This window comes from Gilliamella sp. Pas-s95 (assembly GCF_009795795.1).
Lineage (GTDB): Bacteria > Pseudomonadota > Gammaproteobacteria > Enterobacterales > Orbaceae > Gilliamella > Gilliamella bombicola.
The window spans coordinates 1-16,860 of sequence record NZ_WTFC01000012.1 but is presented as its reverse complement, the minus strand read 5'-3'; the positions used below and the strand labels follow the sequence as shown (position 1 = coordinate 16,860).

15 protein-coding genes are annotated in these 16,860 nt (G+C 38.1%); 11 read left to right on the top strand and 4 right to left on the bottom strand.

Annotated elements, in window-relative coordinates; all coding sequences use genetic code 11:
- Positions 1 to 17 precede the first annotated feature (17 nt).
- From GQ598_RS04660 to GQ598_RS04635, 6 genes are all read left to right on the top strand, one after another.
- The gene (locus GQ598_RS04660) at positions 18 to 323 is read left to right on the top strand and encodes a LapA family protein (RefSeq protein ID WP_180214315.1); all 306 of its coding nucleotides are present in this window, start codon (positions 18 to 20) and stop codon (positions 321 to 323) included.
- Positions 324 to 336: 13 nt separating this feature from the next.
- Positions 337 to 1,515, top strand: a complete 1,179-nt coding sequence (gene lapB / locus GQ598_RS04655) for a lipopolysaccharide assembly protein LapB (RefSeq protein ID WP_160402569.1) — start codon at positions 337 to 339, stop codon at positions 1,513 to 1,515.
- A gap of 14 nt (positions 1,516 to 1,529) precedes the next feature.
- Positions 1,530 to 2,315, top strand: coding sequence for a YchF/TatD family DNA exonuclease (locus tag GQ598_RS04650; protein WP_160402568.1), 786 nt, complete (start codon positions 1,530 to 1,532; stop codon positions 2,313 to 2,315).
- Positions 2,305 to 3,417, top strand: coding sequence for a cupin domain-containing protein (locus GQ598_RS04645; protein WP_160402567.1), 1,113 nt, complete (start codon positions 2,305 to 2,307; stop codon positions 3,415 to 3,417). The genes GQ598_RS04650 and GQ598_RS04645 overlap by 11 nt, the downstream gene beginning before the upstream one ends.
- Before the next feature lie 185 nt (positions 3,418 to 3,602).
- The gene (locus GQ598_RS04640; RefSeq protein ID WP_160402566.1) at positions 3,603 to 4,844 is read left to right on the top strand and encodes an MFS transporter; all 1,242 of its coding nucleotides are present in this window, start codon (positions 3,603 to 3,605) and stop codon (positions 4,842 to 4,844) included.
- 215 nt (positions 4,845 to 5,059) lie between these two features.
- Complete coding sequence (locus GQ598_RS04635; RefSeq protein WP_160402565.1) at positions 5,060 to 6,268, top strand: PLP-dependent aminotransferase family protein; 1,209 nt, start codon at positions 5,060 to 5,062, stop codon at positions 6,266 to 6,268.
- 78 nt (positions 6,269 to 6,346) lie between these two features.
- Here GQ598_RS04635 and GQ598_RS04630 read toward each other — a convergent pair whose 3' ends face one another.
- From GQ598_RS04630 to GQ598_RS04620, 3 genes are all read right to left on the bottom strand, one after another.
- On the bottom strand, positions 6,347 to 6,976 hold the full coding sequence (locus GQ598_RS04630) for a YtxH domain-containing protein (RefSeq protein WP_160402564.1): 630 nt from the start codon (positions 6,974 to 6,976) through the stop codon (positions 6,347 to 6,349).
- A gap of 143 nt (positions 6,977 to 7,119) precedes the next feature.
- Positions 7,120 to 8,007: an SDR family oxidoreductase gene (locus GQ598_RS04625; protein ID WP_160402563.1), complete on the bottom strand. Its 888-nt coding sequence runs from the start codon at positions 8,005 to 8,007 to the stop codon at positions 7,120 to 7,122.
- 368 nt (positions 8,008 to 8,375) lie between these two features.
- Complete coding sequence (locus GQ598_RS04620) at positions 8,376 to 8,735, bottom strand: hypothetical protein (RefSeq protein WP_160402562.1); 360 nt, start codon at positions 8,733 to 8,735, stop codon at positions 8,376 to 8,378.
- A gap of 532 nt (positions 8,736 to 9,267) precedes the next feature.
- Here GQ598_RS04620 and ilvG point away from each other — a divergent pair.
- From ilvG to ilvA, 5 genes are all read left to right on the top strand, one after another.
- Entirely contained in the window at positions 9,268 to 10,944 is a 1,677-nt protein-coding gene (ilvG, locus tag GQ598_RS04615; protein ID WP_160402561.1) for an acetolactate synthase 2 catalytic subunit, read from the top strand.
- A 3-nt stretch (positions 10,945 to 10,947) separates the two neighbouring features.
- The gene (ilvM, locus tag GQ598_RS04610) at positions 10,948 to 11,178 is read left to right on the top strand and encodes an acetolactate synthase 2 small subunit (RefSeq protein WP_160402560.1); all 231 of its coding nucleotides are present in this window, start codon (positions 10,948 to 10,950) and stop codon (positions 11,176 to 11,178) included.
- 97 nt (positions 11,179 to 11,275) lie between these two features.
- Positions 11,276 to 12,205, top strand: a complete 930-nt coding sequence (locus tag GQ598_RS04605) for a branched-chain amino acid transaminase (RefSeq protein WP_160402559.1) — start codon at positions 11,276 to 11,278, stop codon at positions 12,203 to 12,205.
- Between the two features lie 107 nt (positions 12,206 to 12,312).
- Entirely contained in the window at positions 12,313 to 14,163 is a 1,851-nt protein-coding gene (gene ilvD, locus GQ598_RS04600; RefSeq protein ID WP_160402558.1) for a dihydroxy-acid dehydratase, read from the top strand.
- A gap of 1 nt (position 14,164) precedes the next feature.
- On the top strand, positions 14,165 to 15,709 hold the full coding sequence (ilvA, locus tag GQ598_RS04595; protein WP_370516527.1) for a threonine ammonia-lyase, biosynthetic: 1,545 nt from the start codon (positions 14,165 to 14,167) through the stop codon (positions 15,707 to 15,709).
- 666 nt (positions 15,710 to 16,375) lie between these two features.
- Here the strand turns inward: ilvA and GQ598_RS04590 are convergent.
- The gene (locus GQ598_RS04590) at positions 16,376 to 16,795 is read right to left on the bottom strand and encodes a hypothetical protein (protein ID WP_160402556.1); all 420 of its coding nucleotides are present in this window, start codon (positions 16,793 to 16,795) and stop codon (positions 16,376 to 16,378) included.
- Between the last annotated feature and the right edge of the window lie 65 nt (positions 16,796 to 16,860).

Genomic DNA, 16,860 nt, shown 5'->3' with positions numbered 1-16,860 from the left:
AAAGAAAGGTCAACATTATGAAATTTGTTATATCAATTTTATTGATAATTATCATCTTTGCTATCTCGATAGCAATAGGTTCAGCTAATGATCAAATAGTAACTTTTAATTATTTGATAGCTAAAACTGAAATCCGCTTATCGGTATTGTTAGCCATTTTATTTGGTTCCGGTTTTATTGTTGGTTGGGTATTAACAGGCGTATTCTTTTTAAAATCTAAATTCCAACATTCATCAACAAAACGTAAACTAAATAAATTACAAAAAAAATATGATGAAGGCGTAACTAATCATCAACAAACAAACTTAACTAAAACCAATTAAGAATTAGATTACTATGTTTGAACTGTTATTTCTGCTACTTCCCATTGCCGCCGCATACGGCTGGTATATGGGCGACAGAAATGCAAAACAAAAACATCTAAACGAATCCAACCGACTATCTCGTGAATATGTAGATGGTTTAAATTTTCTATTGTCTAACCAAAAAGACAAAGCTGTCGATCTTTTCTTAGACCTGTTAAAAGAAGATGATGGCACACTTGAAGCACATTTAACATTAGGAAACCTATTTCGCTCTCGGGGGGAACTTGATAGAGCGATACACATTCACCAAGCACTTTTAGAAAGCTCGTCTTTAACATTTGAACAACGATTATTAGCTATTCAACAATTAGGGCGTGATTATATGGTTGCAGGTCTTTACGATCGTGCCGAAGAGATGTTTTTGCAACTAATTGATGAAGAAGACTTTCAACAACAAGCATTACAGCAACTTATCATCATATACCAATCAACAAGTGAATGGATAAATGCCATCAATATGGCAACTAGACTAGTCAAACTTGGCAATGAAAAATACAAAACCGATATCGCACAATTTTATTGTGAACTAGCATCACAAGCTATTGCTAATGATGATCTTGATAAGGCAAATAGCCTATTACAAAAATCAGCAATGGCTGATGCTAAATGTGCTCGCACTTCGCTCATGTTGGGTCGAGTTCTTATGGTACAAGATAAAACAGAGCAAGCTATCCAATCTTTTCAACAAATATTGCAACAAGACAAAGCTTTTGTTGGCGAAGCATTACCTTTATTAAAAGAGTGTTATTTAAAACTAAATAACCAACATACATTTCAGCAATTTTTACAATTATGTGTCGATCAAGATACCGGTAATGTTGCCGAGTTGATGCTTGCTGATCTTATTGAAAAACAAAAAGGCTTAGATTCTGCACAATACTTCATGTATCGTGAATTACTTAAACATCCTAACTTAAAAGGATTTTATCGATTAATGAACTATCATGTTGCTGATGCAGAACAAGGTAAAGCCAAAGAAAGCCTTCTACTTTTAAGAAATATGGTTGGCGAACAGATAAAAACTGTGCCCAATTATCGATGCCAAAAATGTGGATTCACAGTTAACTCAATCTACTGGTTATGCCCTGCTTGCCGTTCGTGGTCGACAATAAAACCTGTTCGTGATTTTGAACAACATTCAGATAAATAAAAAAAGAGATTTTTATGTTTTTAATTGACTCTCACTGCCATTTAGATAGTTTAGACCTTAGTACTAAATCTATCAAAGATGTGTTACAAGAAGCTACCAACAACGAAGTAAAACATTGCCTAAGCGTGGCGACAACACTGTCGGGCTATGAATCTATGAAACATAAGCTTACACCTTATCAAAACCAATGCTCTTTTTCGTGTGGAATTCACCCACTTAACCTTGATGACGAAATATACGATGCTGAGCGCTTTCAAAACTTAGCCCAAGAAGATAACGTCGTAGCACTAGGTGAAACAGGTCTTGACTATTATTACCAACAAGACAATTTGGAGCAACAACAAGAAAATTTTAAAGAACATATTCGATTAGGTCGAAAACTAAGTAAACCCATCATTGTCCATACACGTAATGCCAAAGAAGATACCTTAAAAATCTTAAAAGATGAGCATGTTCATTCGGGCGTGTTGCACTGCTTCACAGAAGATATCGAAACAGCAAAACAACTATTAGATATCGGTTTTTATATCTCCTTTTCAGGAATTATCACCTTTAAAAATGCCGAAGATCTACGAGAAGTTGCTAAATATGTACCACTTGATCGTATCTTGATCGAAACAGACTCACCTTATCTTGCCCCCGTTCCGTACCGAGGTAAAGAAAACCAACCCGCTTATGTTCGCGAAGTGGCACAATATTTGTCTGCTTTAAAAGGTGTTTCTTTAGAAGAGATAGCATACAAAACCACATCTAACTTTTGTCAATTATTCAATCTTCAAGGAAAATTAAATGAATTATAAATTAGCCATTGATTGGGATGATTTTTTAACAAACTATTGGCAAAAAAAACCGGTAATCCTACGCAAAGCATTTGCGCATTTTGTTGATCCCATTACACCAGACGAACTAGCTGGTTTAGCGATGGAAGAAGAAATTGATAGTCGGATTGTCTCGAATAAAGATGGTGTTTGGGATGCTAAATTTGGGCCATTTACTCAATATGATAACTTAGGTGAAGATCATTGGAGTTTGCTAGTACAAGCTGTTGATCACTGGCACGAGCAAGCTGCCAGCCTACTTGAGCCTTTTAAATGCATGCCACAATGGCAATTTGATGATCTAATGATTTCTTACGCAACACAAGGTGCTGGCGTTGGTCCCCATATCGATAATTATGATGTATTTATTATTCAAGGAATGGGTAGCAGGCGTTGGCAAGTTGGCGATCGCAACCAAAATTATAAACAATTTAATGCACATAAAGCATTATTACATGTTGAACAATATCAACCGATCATTGACGAAGAAATCACCGCTGGCGACATCTTATACATTCCACTAGGTTGCCCTCATAATGGCACATCCATTGGTGAATCACTCAGTTATTCGGTGGGCTTTATGACGCGAACATCCCAAGAGCTATTAAGTAGCTTTGCTGATTATGTCATTGATAATCTGCCAAATGGTATTTATTATCAAGATCAAAATTTAAAACGACCTAATGATCCATACCAAGTTCAACCTTATGAACTAGCAAAACTGCAAGATCAAATCATCGATTTAATCAAAACACCTGAGTTATTTAACGATTGGTTCGGTAAACACATTACACTACCAATGCACGATTTAAATATTGTGCCAGTTGAACCACCATACGATTATAGCGAATTTGAATCACTGCTAAAAAATGGAGTAGAACTACACCGAGTACCAAGTATTCGAATCCTTAAGGTGGGCGATTTTGGCTACGTCCATGGCGAAAAAATTGACTTACCAATGCCTATCATTAATATTCTTTGTGAAACAGAAACACTCTATTACGAACAGTTACAAGATAAAAACACACTGCAAGTCATGCACGATTTTGTAAACAAAGGCTATTGGTACTTTGCTGAAGAGTAACATAACGTCTCTGCCGATATAAAATCGGCAGATAAAACGACTATTTAATGCTTTAAGCTTGGCTTTTTTTAACTTTTAAGGATATACTTGCCCCGCTTTAATTTACCCGCCGTTTAATCATAAATTAAACATCATAAAATGGAAATTTTAAGTAACTGTCTATTTTTTACTAACTAGAGGTGTACATGAAAACTGAAGCAAATGCAGCCCTGCAAGCAGAAAGTGAAAGCAAACAAACAACTCCATATCAAAAAAGAACCCTATTTGCATCAACTGTTGGTTACGCACTAGATGGCATGGATATGATGATTTTAGGTGTTTGTTTTAGTCTAATTTCAGTCAGCTTCAACCTAACAAAAACAGATTTAGGCACTTTAACATCAGTAACTTTACTTGGTGCCGTATTAGGTGGCATTTTATTTGGTGTACTCGCAGATAAATATGGTCGAGTAAGAGTCTTTTCATGGACTATTTTGATATTCTCCCTTTTTACTGGATTATGTGCAATCTCACCTAATTACGAGTGCTTTTTAATATTTCGCTTTTTAAGTGGTCTTGGCCTAGGTGGTGAATTTGGAATTGGCATGACTTTAGTTTCTGAAAGCTGGCCTAAAAATAAACGCTCAAGAGCAACATCTATTGTTGCATTAGGCTTTCAAGTCGGTATCATTTTAGCCGCACTAACCGTCAATTTTATTGGTGAAATTCATGGTTGGCGCTGGGCTTTTGCCATGGGCGTGCTACCTGCGCTATTTGTCGCTTGGACACGTAAAGGTCTAAAAGAACCAGAAATATGGCAAAATCTAAAAGACCAAAACAAAAACAAAATAGCCGTTGGCAAATTATTTAAAAACCCAAGAACCATAGCAACCACAATAGGATTAACCATCGCTTGTGCAGTACAAAACTTCGGTTTTTATGGACTTATGGTTTGGATGCCAAATATGATTGCAACTGAGCTCAAATTACCATTTAAAAATACCATGTTTTGGACTATTTCAACCACTATAGGTATGTCATTAGGAATTCTAATTTTTGGTTGGTTATGTGATAAGTTTGGTCGTCGCCCTTCTTATATCTTCTTTTTATTCATCTCGGCCGTTTCAATTTGGTTCTATTTTCATCAAACCGATATGTTTATATTAATTATCTTTGGCTCAGTAATTGGCTTCTTTGTGAATGGCATGATGGGTGGATATGGCGCGCTACTTGCTGAACATTACCCAACAGATGCCCGTTCAAGTGCTGAAAATATTATTTTCAATGTCGGTCGAGGCATTGCTGGTATATCGCAAGTACTAATTGCTTATTTAGCCACCGTTTACTCAATTAGCTACGCATTAGCTTTACTGTCTGCCGCTTATTTATTATCGGCTGCTGCATTTGTCTTTTTAATACCAGAAACAAAAGGCAAAGAACTAGAATAAAATGACACACAAACAGGGCAATTGCCCTGTTTTTTTATGCGAGTCACATTAATTACCACAAACACTCTTAAATTGCTTAATTTGTTTTAATGACAAATTAAATATGCCATATTATATTGTCAATATCCAAATCATTTTAAACAAAAGCATTATTGGTCAAGATATAGTGATGAACTAATAAAACTAACTATCAACAAAAATTAAGGTGTGTATTTATGTTGTGGAAACTATCTAACCGAGCTATAGCATTGAAAAGCTCCGCTATTCGTGAGATTTTAAAAATTACCGAACAACCTGATGTAATTTCATTTGCTGGAGGCCTGCCTTCGCCAAATACCTTTCCGATCCAAGAAATAAAAGATGCCTTTAACCACATTATTACTGCGGACGAAATGAGTGGCTCTTTGCAATATGGTCCAACCGAAGGGTATGCCCCCTTACGCATCTGGTTAGCTGAATATTTATCTCGTCGCGATCACACCAACGTTAAACCTAATCAAGTTTTAATTGTAACAGGTTCTCAACAAGCTTTAGATCTTATTGGTAAAGCATTGATAGACAAAGGAAGTAAAGTCCTAGTTGAAACCCCAACCTATTTAGGTGGATTACAATCTTTTACTCAATATGAACCCGAGTATATTTCTCTAGAAAGCGATGAAAAAGGCATTATTCCAGAAAAACTTAACGACAAAACTGCGTCCGATGCCAATTTTATGTATATTATTCCTAACTTTCAAAACCCTACTGGACGTCGTTTATCATTAGAGCGACGACAACAATTAGCAGAAAAGGCAATTCGTAACAACCTCACATTGGTTGAAGATGATCCTTATGGGGAGTTAGATTATCAAGGTCACCGCTTACCAAGCTTATATAAACTAGCCCCAGAAAACACCATCTATTTGGGATCTTTCTCAAAAATTTTAGCGCCTGGACTACGCCTTGGATATATCGTAGCCAATGAAAAATTAATCAACAAATTAGTACAACTAAAACAAGCAGCAGATCTACATACACCAAGCCTAACTCAACGTATTGCTTACCATGTGATAAAAGATGGTTTTCTTGATAACCATATCCCTACTATCCGTAAATTATATGGTCACCGTTGCCAAGCAATGCTAAAGGCATTACAAAAATACATGCCTACCACAGTTACTTGGAACAAACCTGAAGGTGGCATGTTTATTTGGATTGAATTACCCAAAAATATTAATGCAACTGAACTACTCAGCGAAGCCATTCAACATAAAGTCGCTTTTGTACCCGGTGAAACTTTTTTTGCCAATGCTATTCGAACTAATTGTATGCGACTTGCTTTTGTCACAGTACCAGAGGAAAAAATAGAACAAGGCATCAAAATCCTAGCAAATTTAATAACCAACTGGTCAGACATACTAGAAGAAAGCCCAACCATAATGTAACTCATGCCAATAAAAAAGGGCTCAAATAGAGCCCTTTTACTACCAAATAAATTAAACATTCTTGTCATTAATCAACCATTATTGGTTAGCACCACAATCACTTGGTTTTACATCTAACGTCAAGACTTTTTCGTTGTTAATATAGTAACTATGACTAGCGCCTTCAGGGAATACTAACCTTTGTGTATTCATATTGGCATTATTACTACAATAAAGCCCAAGCAAATTAGTGCGTACACTTTTTTGATTGCTTTCGGTTTGTAACGCATCTTTAGTTGTATCTTTTACTGTATATTTATAATCAATAACATTATTACCTTTTGACACATCAACTAGCGTCGTGTTTTGATCGACAACTACAGGTAGTTTTGTTTTAATTGCTTTAACCACCAAATCTTGAGCTACACTATAATTGCCATCTTTTAGCTTATTCATAATTTCTTCGCTTTCCGATTTTGTTTGCTCATACAAATCTTTGGCTTTATCACTAACGGCAGCGCTTGTTTGCTTAGCTTGATCGCTAAGATCCGAAACCATTTGTTTGGCTTTTTCGCTAACATCTGATCCCTTTTGATTGGCCTTATCGCTAATTTCTGAACCTGTTTGTTGCGCTTTTTGTTTCATATCATTAGCTGTTGATTTTGAATTATCACAATTAACTAAAAAAAGTCCCAATACAGCTAAAGAGATCACTTTAAAAAGTTTCATTTTATTATCCTTTTGGTTTTCTATTTTATATGTGACTACAATGAATCAAGTTATCATAGTCCGTTTATTTAAAATAAATTAATCAAATCTAGCACTGTTAGCAAAATAACTTAGACAAGCCATTTTGCGCTAACAGATATTAATTAGTTAATATGCATACCACCTGTAACACCATAGGTTTCGCCAGTTGTATAGCTTGATTCTTCTGACGCTAAGTGCACATAAACACCAGCAAGCTCAACCGGTTGTCCAGCTCTTTGTAGTGGAGTTTGTTTACCAAATTCCGGGATAACATCACTTGGCTGACCTCCACAGATTTGTAGTGGTGTCCAAACTGGACCTGGTGCCACACTGTTTACACGAATGCCCTTTGGCGCTAATTGTTTAGCTAAGCCACGAGTAAACGCGATAATAGCTGTTTTAGTTGCAGCATAATCTAATAAATTACCACTAGGTTGATAAGCCTGAACAGAGGATGTTGTAATGATGGTTGAACCCGGTTTTAAATACCCTAAAGCCGCTTTAGTAACCCAAAAAAGTGAAAACACATTCACTTCAAAAGTTTTTTTAATTTGCTCGGTGGTAAGCTCCATAATATCTTCAACTGCAGTTTGCTTACCTGCAACCAATGTCAAATTATCTAATCCACCTAATTTATGGTGTGCTTCATCAACTAATTTTTTACAAAAAGCCTCATCACTTAAATCACCGGGAATTAAAACGGCTTTACGCCCTGCGGCTTCAATAACTTTAGCAACCTCTTCAGCATCTTTTTGCTCAAAAGGAAGATAATTGATTGCCACATCGGCACCCTCTTTAGCATAAGCAATCGCTGCTGCACGCCCAATCCCAGAATCACCGCCAGTAACGAGCATTTTACGCCCTTCTAAGCGACCGTGACCTTGATAACTCTTTTCACCACAATCAGGAATTGGATTCATTTCGCACTGTAAAGCAGGTGCAACTTGTTTTTGTTTTGGAAACTTGTCATGATGATATTTTGTAAGTGGATTATAGATTTGTTTACGCATAATTTGCTCCTAAGTTAATCTATATTTTCATGCTAATTCCATATGATTTAAATAAAATCGATTAATACTCACAATTTCCTATGTGCACTTATATCAATATTAAAAATAATTAATAAATTTAATAAATTATATGACTTAAGGTTGGGACTTTTGTTTTTAGAACTGAATTCAGCTACTTGGTAACATCCTCCTAATTTTTAAATAAATTAAAAATCAAGAATAAAATTCATTAAAGGAGACTTTGATTGGGCTTGGTGAGATCGGTGAAATTAGTCGTATCAAAGCCATGTATATTGCATAATTTTTTATCTGATTTAGTGTAGCAAATTAAAATTAACTAAGCTAGTGATCGTAAATTTCAAAAATGGCTAATTATTCTTGCAATCTGTTGATTTTAATTCAATTATTATAATTTCTTGATTATTAATATCGTAGTGATAGTTAACACCATCAGAAAAATCTTTTTTTAGCTCTTTCATTTCATCACTATTATTGCAATACGCTTTGAGTAGTTTTTTACGAATAGTATCAATAGTACTTGGCAATAATAGCGCTTGTTCTGGTGTATTTTTAACACTATAGGTATAATTAATCGTATCATGATCTCTTGATATACCCACTAATGTAGTAAGCTCATCAATATCAATTGGTAACGCTTTTTTTATTGGTTCAATCACTGAATTTTGAGCATCGTTAAGATCGATATTTTTCGAGTCCGTAGAAGACACATTTTGCGAAGAATTCTTAACATTATCGCAACTTATTAAAAGTAGATTAAAAAAAACAAAAACACTTAGTTGCAATATTTTCATATTGATATCTCTTTTTAACGTTTTAGATATTTAATATTTCTGAATATTACTTATGTTCACTATTTATATACTAAATCAGTAAAAACACCAAAACAACCCTTAAAATTTGAACTTTTTATATTAAAACAAAAGTTTTCTTGAAATTTTTCGACAGATTATTTATACCACATAATAAAAACGACAAAAAACTGTTGCACTTTTTTTTAAAACGAGTATTTTGTTAACAATAATTTTTAAAAATAACAAAAAATTTAACCATATAATAACATTATGAAATTTTCACTCAAAATCGTCCTCATCAACATTATTGTCAGCGTGGTCATTATTCCAACGCGGGGGCGTTTTTGAATTAAAAATATGTTCATACATAACTCAAAAACCCCCGCTCCAAAAAGCGGGGGTTTTTTTATGAACAATGAATGGGCAAAAAGGAACAAGTGAGGTATCAATGTTAGGAACACAGTGGATAGTAAAAACCTTAAAGGAAAAAGGCGTTACCACCGTTTTTGGATATCCCGGTGGACAAATTATGCCTCTGTACGATGCGCTTTATGATAGCGGCATCGAGCATGTGCTATGTCGACATGAACAAGGCGCAGCTATGGCGGCTATTGGTTATGCCCGTGCAACCGGAAAAACCGGCGTTTGTATTGCCACATCAGGTCCTGGTGCAACTAATATCATTACAGGTCTTGCCGATGCCTTAATTGATTCAGTACCAATTGTTGCTATAACAGGCCAAGTCCCGACAAAACTTATTGGAACTGACGCTTTTCAAGAAGTGGACGTATTAGGATTATCATTGGCTTGCACCAAACACAGCTACTTAATTGACGATGCCAAAGACTTGCCCAACATCTTAGAGCAAGCATTTAACTTAGCCAATGCTGGCAGGCCGGGACCAATATTGATTGATGTGCCCAAAGATATACAGCTTGCGAATTTAGACTACCAACATTATTTATCGCCATCCTTATCAAAAATAACTCAAGATAACACCCAATTATATCCAATCCTGCCTGATGATATAAACCAAGCCAAACAAATGATCGCCCAATCCCAAAAACCAATACTTTACATTGGTGGTGGTGTTGGGCTTTCTGGTGCAATAGCTGAACTGAGAAACTTCATGGCATTAACACACATCCCAAGTGTATCAACACTAAAAGGGCTTGGTGTGGCTGACCTTAATAACCCCTACTATTTAGGATTAATTGGTATGCATGGTGCCAAAGCGGCCAATTTAGCGGTACAAGAATGCGATTTATTAATCGCCCTAGGGGTACGCTTTGATGACAGAGTAACAGGCAACCTTAACGAATTTGCACGACATGCAAAAGTATTACACATTGATATCGACCAAGCCGAAATCAACAAATTACGCCAAACCCATTTAGGATTGCAAGGAGACATAAAGCAAGTCTTACCGCTTCTAAACCAAACCGTATCAATAAACGCATGGCACCAAAGAATTAATGAATTAAAAGCATTGCATCCAACCCGTTACGATCACCCGGGCGAGGCTATCTATGCGCCAGCATTATTAAAAAACCTATCGGAACGTAAATCGACCGACACCATTATCACAACCGATGTTGGACAGCACCAAATGTGGACAGCCCAGCATATGCGCTTTACTCATCCACAAAACTTCATCACATCAAGTGGGCTTGGTACTATGGGATTTGGTTTACCTGCCGCTGTTGGTGCGCAAATGGCAAGACCAAATGACTGCGTTATTTGCATATCGGGCGATGGTTCTTTTATGATGAACGTTCAAGAATTAACCACCATCAAACGCAAACAACTCCCAATAAAAATAGTATTAATTGATAACCAACGACTAGGCATGGTTCGCCAATGGCAAGAGCTATTTTTTAACGAAAGATACAGCGAAACAAACCTATCTGATAACCCTGATTTTTTAATGTTAGCCAAAGCGTTTGACATACCGGGGCAAAGCATTAGCAAAAAGTCACAAATTGACACAGCGCTTGATAACCTATTTAACTCAACGGGCCCTTACCTGTTACATGTCTGCATAGACGAATTAGAAAACGTATGGCCACTAGTACCACCCGGCGCTGCCAATGAAAACATGCTAGATAAAAGTGGTAAGGAGTAAATAATGAATGAACAAACGCAATATCAATTGACTATAAAAGCGCATGATAATTTAGGAACGCTAGAACGAATATTACGCGTAATCCGTCATCGTGGTGGGAATATCAAATCAATGCAAATGCAAACAATCGAAAACAACACATTGATAATGACACTAAAATTAACCACCGAAAGAACGCTTTCAACATTACAAAATCAAGTCGCAAAATTAGAAGATGTCATTGTGATTGAATAATAAAAAATTAAAAACAACTTATTATTTAATAAAAAGTTAAAAAAATAATTAAAGCAAAATAGATGCTTATCAAATAAAAATTAAGAGGAAAACAAAAATGGGTTCTACAGCAAAATCGGATTATATTTGGTTTAATGGCGAAATGGTTCCATGGGCAGATGCCAAAGTACACGTCATGTCACACGCCTTACATTATGGCACATCGGTATTTGAAGGTGTCCGTTGTTATGACACACACAACGGGCCGGCTATTTTTCGCCACAAAGAACATGCTCAACGATTATTAAACTCAGCCAAGATTTATCGTTTTCCTGTACCTTATTCGCTTGAAGAGATCATGGAAGCGACTCGACAAACTATCAAAAAAAATAATTTAAAAAGTGCTTATATCCGTCCATTAGTTTTTGTTGGTGATGTTGGCATGGGGGTAAATCCACCTGCTGGTTATCAAACCGATGTCATGATTGCCGCATTCCCATGGGGTGCTTATCTAGGCGAAGAGGCCTTAGACCAAGGTATTGATGCAATGGTTTCATCATGGCACCGTGTTGCATCCAACACCATTCCTGCAGCGGCTAAAGCAGGTGGTAACTATTTATCATCACTATTAATTGGTTCTGAAGCACGGGCCAATGGTTTCCAAGAAGGTATTGCGTTAGATGTACATGGTCACCTATCTGAAGGTGCTGGCGAAAACCTATTTATCATCAAAGACGGTATCTTATACACGCCAGTTCTTTCATCTTCTGCGCTACCGGGCATCACACGTGATGCAGTATTAACGCTAGCGCGTGACATTGGCATTGAAGTACGCGAACAAACACTGTCTCGTGAATCACTTTATTTAGCTGACGAAGTCTTTATGACAGGCACTGCGGCCGAAATCACACCAGTACGTAGTGTTGACCGTATCCAAATTGGCATTGGTCGCTGTGGTCCAATCACCAAACAAATTCAACAAACATTCTTTGGCTTATTTAATGGTAAAACCGAAGATAAATATGGTTGGTTAGATCCAGTTAAATAAAAAAATCCCCCCACTAACTAGCTTAGTGGGGATTTGTTTTAAACATCGAATTAACTTTTTCGAGACAAAACTAAATCGTTTACATAATAAAAACTTGGGAGCAAGAAATGCCTAAATATCGTTCAGCAACGTCAGTAGAAGGTCGAAATATGGCTGGAGCTCGTGCATTATGGCGTGCAACTGGCGTCAAAAATGAAGACTTTGGTAAACCCATCATTGCGGTGGTCAATTCATTTACCCAATTCGTACCTGGGCATGTCCATCTAAAAGACATTGGTCAACTTGTCGCCAAACAAATTGAAGCATCAGGTGGTATTGCCAAAGAATTTAACACTATCGCCGTTGATGACGGCATCGCCATGGGGCATGGTGGAATGCTGTACTCATTACCATCACGTGAACTCATTGCAGATTCTGTTGAATATATGGTTAATGCGCATTGTGCTGATGCTATGATCTGCATCTCAAACTGCGACAAAATCACCCCCGGCATGTTAATGGCTTCACTTCGTTTAAATATTCCAACCATATTTGTATCTGGTGGCCCAATGGAAGCGGGCAAAACCAAACTTTCCGATCAAATTATTAAATTAGATCTGGTCGATGCCATGATCCAAAGTGCCAACCCAAATGTTAGTGACGAAGATAGCAAAGCGATTGAAGAATCCGCTTGCCCTACTTGTGGATCTTGCTCTGGCATGTTTACCGCCAATTCCATGAACTGCTTAACCGAAGCATTAGGGCTTTCACTGCCGGGCAATGGATCATTAGTTGCTACCCACAAACAACGTGAACAACTCTTTTTACAAGCAGCAAAACGTATTGTTGAAATTACCAAACGCTATTACGAGCATGATGATGAATCTTATCTACCGCGCGCTATCGCAACCAAAGCCGCTTATGAAAACGCCATGTCATTAGATATCGCCATGGGGGGATCGACCAACACTGTTTTACATCTGCTAGCAACAGCCCAAGAAGGCGAAATCGACTTCACCATGTCAGATATCGACAGATTATCACGCAAAGTTCCACACCTATGCAAAGTGGCACCAAGTACAGCCCAATACCATATGGAAGATGTACACCGCGCAGGTGGGGTTGTCTCAATCATGTCTGAATTAGACAAAGCCGGCCTACTCAACCGTAACGTTCATAACGTACTAGGCTTATCATTACAAGAAACTTTTGCCCAATACGACATCAACCAAACCAACGACGAAGCGGTCAAAAAAATGTATCGCAGTGGGCCTGCAGGCATTCGCACTACCAAAGCGTTCTCGCAAGATTGCTATTGGGATTCACTTGACGATGACCGTGTAAATGGTTGTATTCGCGATAAAGCTCACGCCTATAGTCAAGACGGCGGGCTTGCAACGCTCTATGGCAATGTTGCACAAGATGGCGCAATAGTTAAAACCGCAGGCGTTGCTGCTGAAAATTTAATTTTCCAAGGACCTGCCAAAGTATTTGAAAGCCAAGAAGATGCTGTTGATGCCATCTTAGGAGGCAAAGTGGTAGCTGGCGATGTAGTTGTCATTATTTACGAAGGTCCAAAAGGCGGCCCCGGTATGCAAGAAATGCTCTACCCAACAAGCTACCTAAAATCAATGGGGCTTGGCAAAGCCTGCGCTCTGATCACCGATGGCAGGTTTTCGGGTGGATCTTCGGGTTTATCTATTGGCCATATCTCGCCTGAAGCTGCAAATGGTGGCGTAATCGGCCTTGTGCGCGATGGTGATATTATTGATATTGATATTCCAAATCGCAAATTATCGTTAAAAGTCCCAGAAGACGAACTTGAACGCCGCCGCGTAGCCGAACTTGCCCGTGGCGACAAAGCCTTTACCCCTCATAATCGCGATCGCTATGTCTCTTATGCACTAAAAGCTTACGCAAGTTTAGCAACAAGTGCAGATAAAGGTGCCGTTCGTGATAAAAGCAAACTAGGTGGTTAACGTGAAACAACAAAATAACAAGCTCACTGGTGCTGATTACTTAAAAGCAACACTCTGCAGTGCCGTATACGACGTGGCCGAAGTCACCCCGCTTGAAAAAATGGAAAAAATCTCAACACGATTAAACAACCAAATTTTTGTCAAGCGCGAAGACCGTCAACTCGTCCACAGTTTCAAAATCCGTGGTGCACAAGCCATGATAGCCAGCTTAAGTGAAGAAGAACGCAAATGTGGCGTTATTGCCGCATCGGCTGGCAACCATGCGCAAGGAGTGGCTTTTTCGGCCACAAAATTAGGCATCAGTTCTTTAATCGTTATGCCACTAACAACTGCCGATATCAAAGTTGAAGCAGTCAAAAGCTTTGGTGGGAAAGTGCTCCTTTACGGCGCAAACTTTGACGAAGCCAAAGCTAAAGCGATGGAACTGGCTAAAGAGCAAAAACGTATCTTTATTCCACCGTTTGATCACCCACTGGTAATTGCTGGGCAAGGTAGTATTGCCATGGAATTATTACAACAAAACGCCAAACTTGATCGTATTTTTGTACCCGTGGGCGGGGGTGGCCTTGCTGCGGGTGTTGCAGTATTAATTAAACAAATCATGCCATCAATTAAAGTTATTGCAGTCGAACCTAAAGACTCCGCTTGCTTAAAAGCCGCATTAGATGCAGGTCATCCTGTTGATTTAGAGCGTGTCGGACTCTTTGCCGAAGGCGTGGCTGTCAAAAGAATTGGCGATGAAACATTCAGACTTTGCCAACAATATATTGATGATATTATTACCGTCGATAGCGACGAAATTTGCGCCGCAGTAAAAGACCTGTTTGACGACGTCCGTGCAATCGCCGAACCATCTGGCGCTGTTGCACTAGCAGGGCTAAAAAAATACGTAGAACAGCACAACATCAGTGGCGAAAACCTTGCTCACATATTATCGGGAGCGAACTTAAATTTCCACAACTTACGCTATGTATCAGAACGTTGCGAACTTGGCGAAAAACGCGAAGCACTCTTAGCCGTCACAATCCCAGAAAAGAAAGGTAGCTTCTTAAAATTCTGCCAACTTCTTGGTGGGCGCTCAGTGACTGAATTTAATTACCGCTATCATGACGAAAAGTCTGCTTACATCTTTGTCGGTATCAAAATAGCACAAAGCAACGAAAAAGATGACATCATGCAAGAGCTTACTGCTGCAGGTTACCCAGTTGTCGATCTAACCGAAGACGAAATGGCAAAACTGCATGTACGCTACATGATTGGCGGCAAACCTTGCAAACCACTACAAGAGCAAGTGTACAGCTTTGAATTCCCAGAATCACAAGGAGCTTTGCTTAAATTTTTACAAACATTAGGCACTAATTGGAATATTTCAATGTTCCATTATCGTAGCCATGGCACCGATTATGGTCGAGTGCTTGCCGCGTTTGAAATTAGTGAAAATAGTAATAGTGAATTTGATGAACATTTGACCGAACTGGGTTATGGTTTTCATAATGAAACACAAAATCCATCTCTTCAATTGTTTTTGACAAATCAAGGGAAGTGATATTGTGTTTTTGTAAGGCAGTTTTTGTTAAAAAAACATCCAGAAAAAAATTTAATAAAATCAATATCTTTCCTGACCGATTTTTAGCGAAAAATCAGGACTTTTTTGTTTTGGTGGATAGAATAAATTGGGTACGCAAGTTTCGGACGTTTTGACCTATAGTGAACAAAATAGCTATCGTGACCACGTCCGAGTCAGGGAATTAAAGCGAATTCCCTGACAACCCACGCTTTGGCTGCAGAATGTGGCCTGCGGCTACCCGACGCCGCCGCTCAGTCTTAACGCACCGGCTATGATTACTCGTATCATCCTGATACTCGCCTCTGCGAGGCCATCTTCGCTTTGCTCAGATGTTCAAATTTGTTCCAGACAAATTTGTCGTTCCAGACGCAGCACAAACTCGCCAAACATCCCTGTTTGGCGTGCTAACCTCGCTCTGTTGTCGGCACATTCTGACGCCGGAATAAGACAAATAACATAACCATCGTTTTTGGGATGGGGTGTTGTGTTTTTATTAGGCGGTTTTTGTTAAAAAAAACAGCCAGAAAAACTTTAATAAAATCAATACCTTTTCTGACCGATTTTTGTGAGTAAATAAGGTGTTTTTTTTGTGAAATAAAAACGTTTAAATTAATGCGCTTTTTTAATTTTGTTTTAGATTTAGCCTTAGCTTAAATCCTCATCATTCATCTGCGCCATAAACCAATGTTGCCAACCAGTGGTCTGCTTTTGGATGTTATCGATGGATTGGTTGAATAAAGCAAAAGCACCGTGTGATATCATTTTCATTTTCCAACCTACACACAATAGCCCTTTAATCACATCTAACGAGGCGCGAATAAGTTGTAACTGTTTGACGGCGGATTGGCATTCTTGGGGGTTATCTCGGTCGACGATATTAGACAATACCGCAAAACGAATTGCCCCTGTAAGTTCGGTTAAAATCGCTTCGCCGGTGGTAAACTTAAAGGACTTTGGTAAGTGGCAGTGCGTTTGCCAATAGCATTGGTATAATGTCACTAAATCATTAAATATTTTAGGTTGAACAAAAGTTGATTGAGTAAGATTAGGTAATTTATTGTGCATAATAGTCCTACAAAACAGAAAACCGTTTACATCTATTAACTCCAATTCACTCATAGCAGAGCACA

Coding starts and splice junctions, on each gene's coding strand:
- GQ598_RS04660 (WP_180214315.1), top strand. CDS start 18: ATGAAATTTGTTATATCAATTTTATTGATAATTATCATCTTTGCTATC.
- GQ598_RS04640 (WP_160402566.1), top strand. CDS start 3,603: ATGAAAACTGAAGCAAATGCAGCCCTGCAAGCAGAAAGTGAAAGCAAA.
- GQ598_RS04650 (WP_160402568.1), top strand. CDS start 1,530: ATGTTTTTAATTGACTCTCACTGCCATTTAGATAGTTTAGACCTTAGT.
- lapB (WP_160402569.1), top strand. CDS start 337: ATGTTTGAACTGTTATTTCTGCTACTTCCCATTGCCGCCGCATACGGC.
- GQ598_RS04635 (WP_160402565.1), top strand. CDS start 5,060: ATGTTGTGGAAACTATCTAACCGAGCTATAGCATTGAAAAGCTCCGCT.
- ilvD (WP_160402558.1), top strand. CDS start 12,313: ATGCCTAAATATCGTTCAGCAACGTCAGTAGAAGGTCGAAATATGGCT.
- GQ598_RS04630 (WP_160402564.1), bottom strand. CDS start 6,976: ATGAAACTTTTTAAAGTGATCTCTTTAGCTGTATTGGGACTTTTTTTA.
- GQ598_RS04605 (WP_160402559.1), top strand. CDS start 11,276: ATGGGTTCTACAGCAAAATCGGATTATATTTGGTTTAATGGCGAAATG.
- ilvG (WP_160402561.1), top strand. CDS start 9,268: ATGTTAGGAACACAGTGGATAGTAAAAACCTTAAAGGAAAAAGGCGTT.
- GQ598_RS04590 (WP_160402556.1), bottom strand. CDS start 16,795: ATGCACAATAAATTACCTAATCTTACTCAATCAACTTTTGTTCAACCT.
- ilvM (WP_160402560.1), top strand. CDS start 10,948: ATGAATGAACAAACGCAATATCAATTGACTATAAAAGCGCATGATAAT.
- GQ598_RS04645 (WP_160402567.1), top strand. CDS start 2,305: ATGAATTATAAATTAGCCATTGATTGGGATGATTTTTTAACAAACTAT.
- GQ598_RS04625 (WP_160402563.1), bottom strand. CDS start 8,007: ATGCGTAAACAAATCTATAATCCACTTACAAAATATCATCATGACAAG.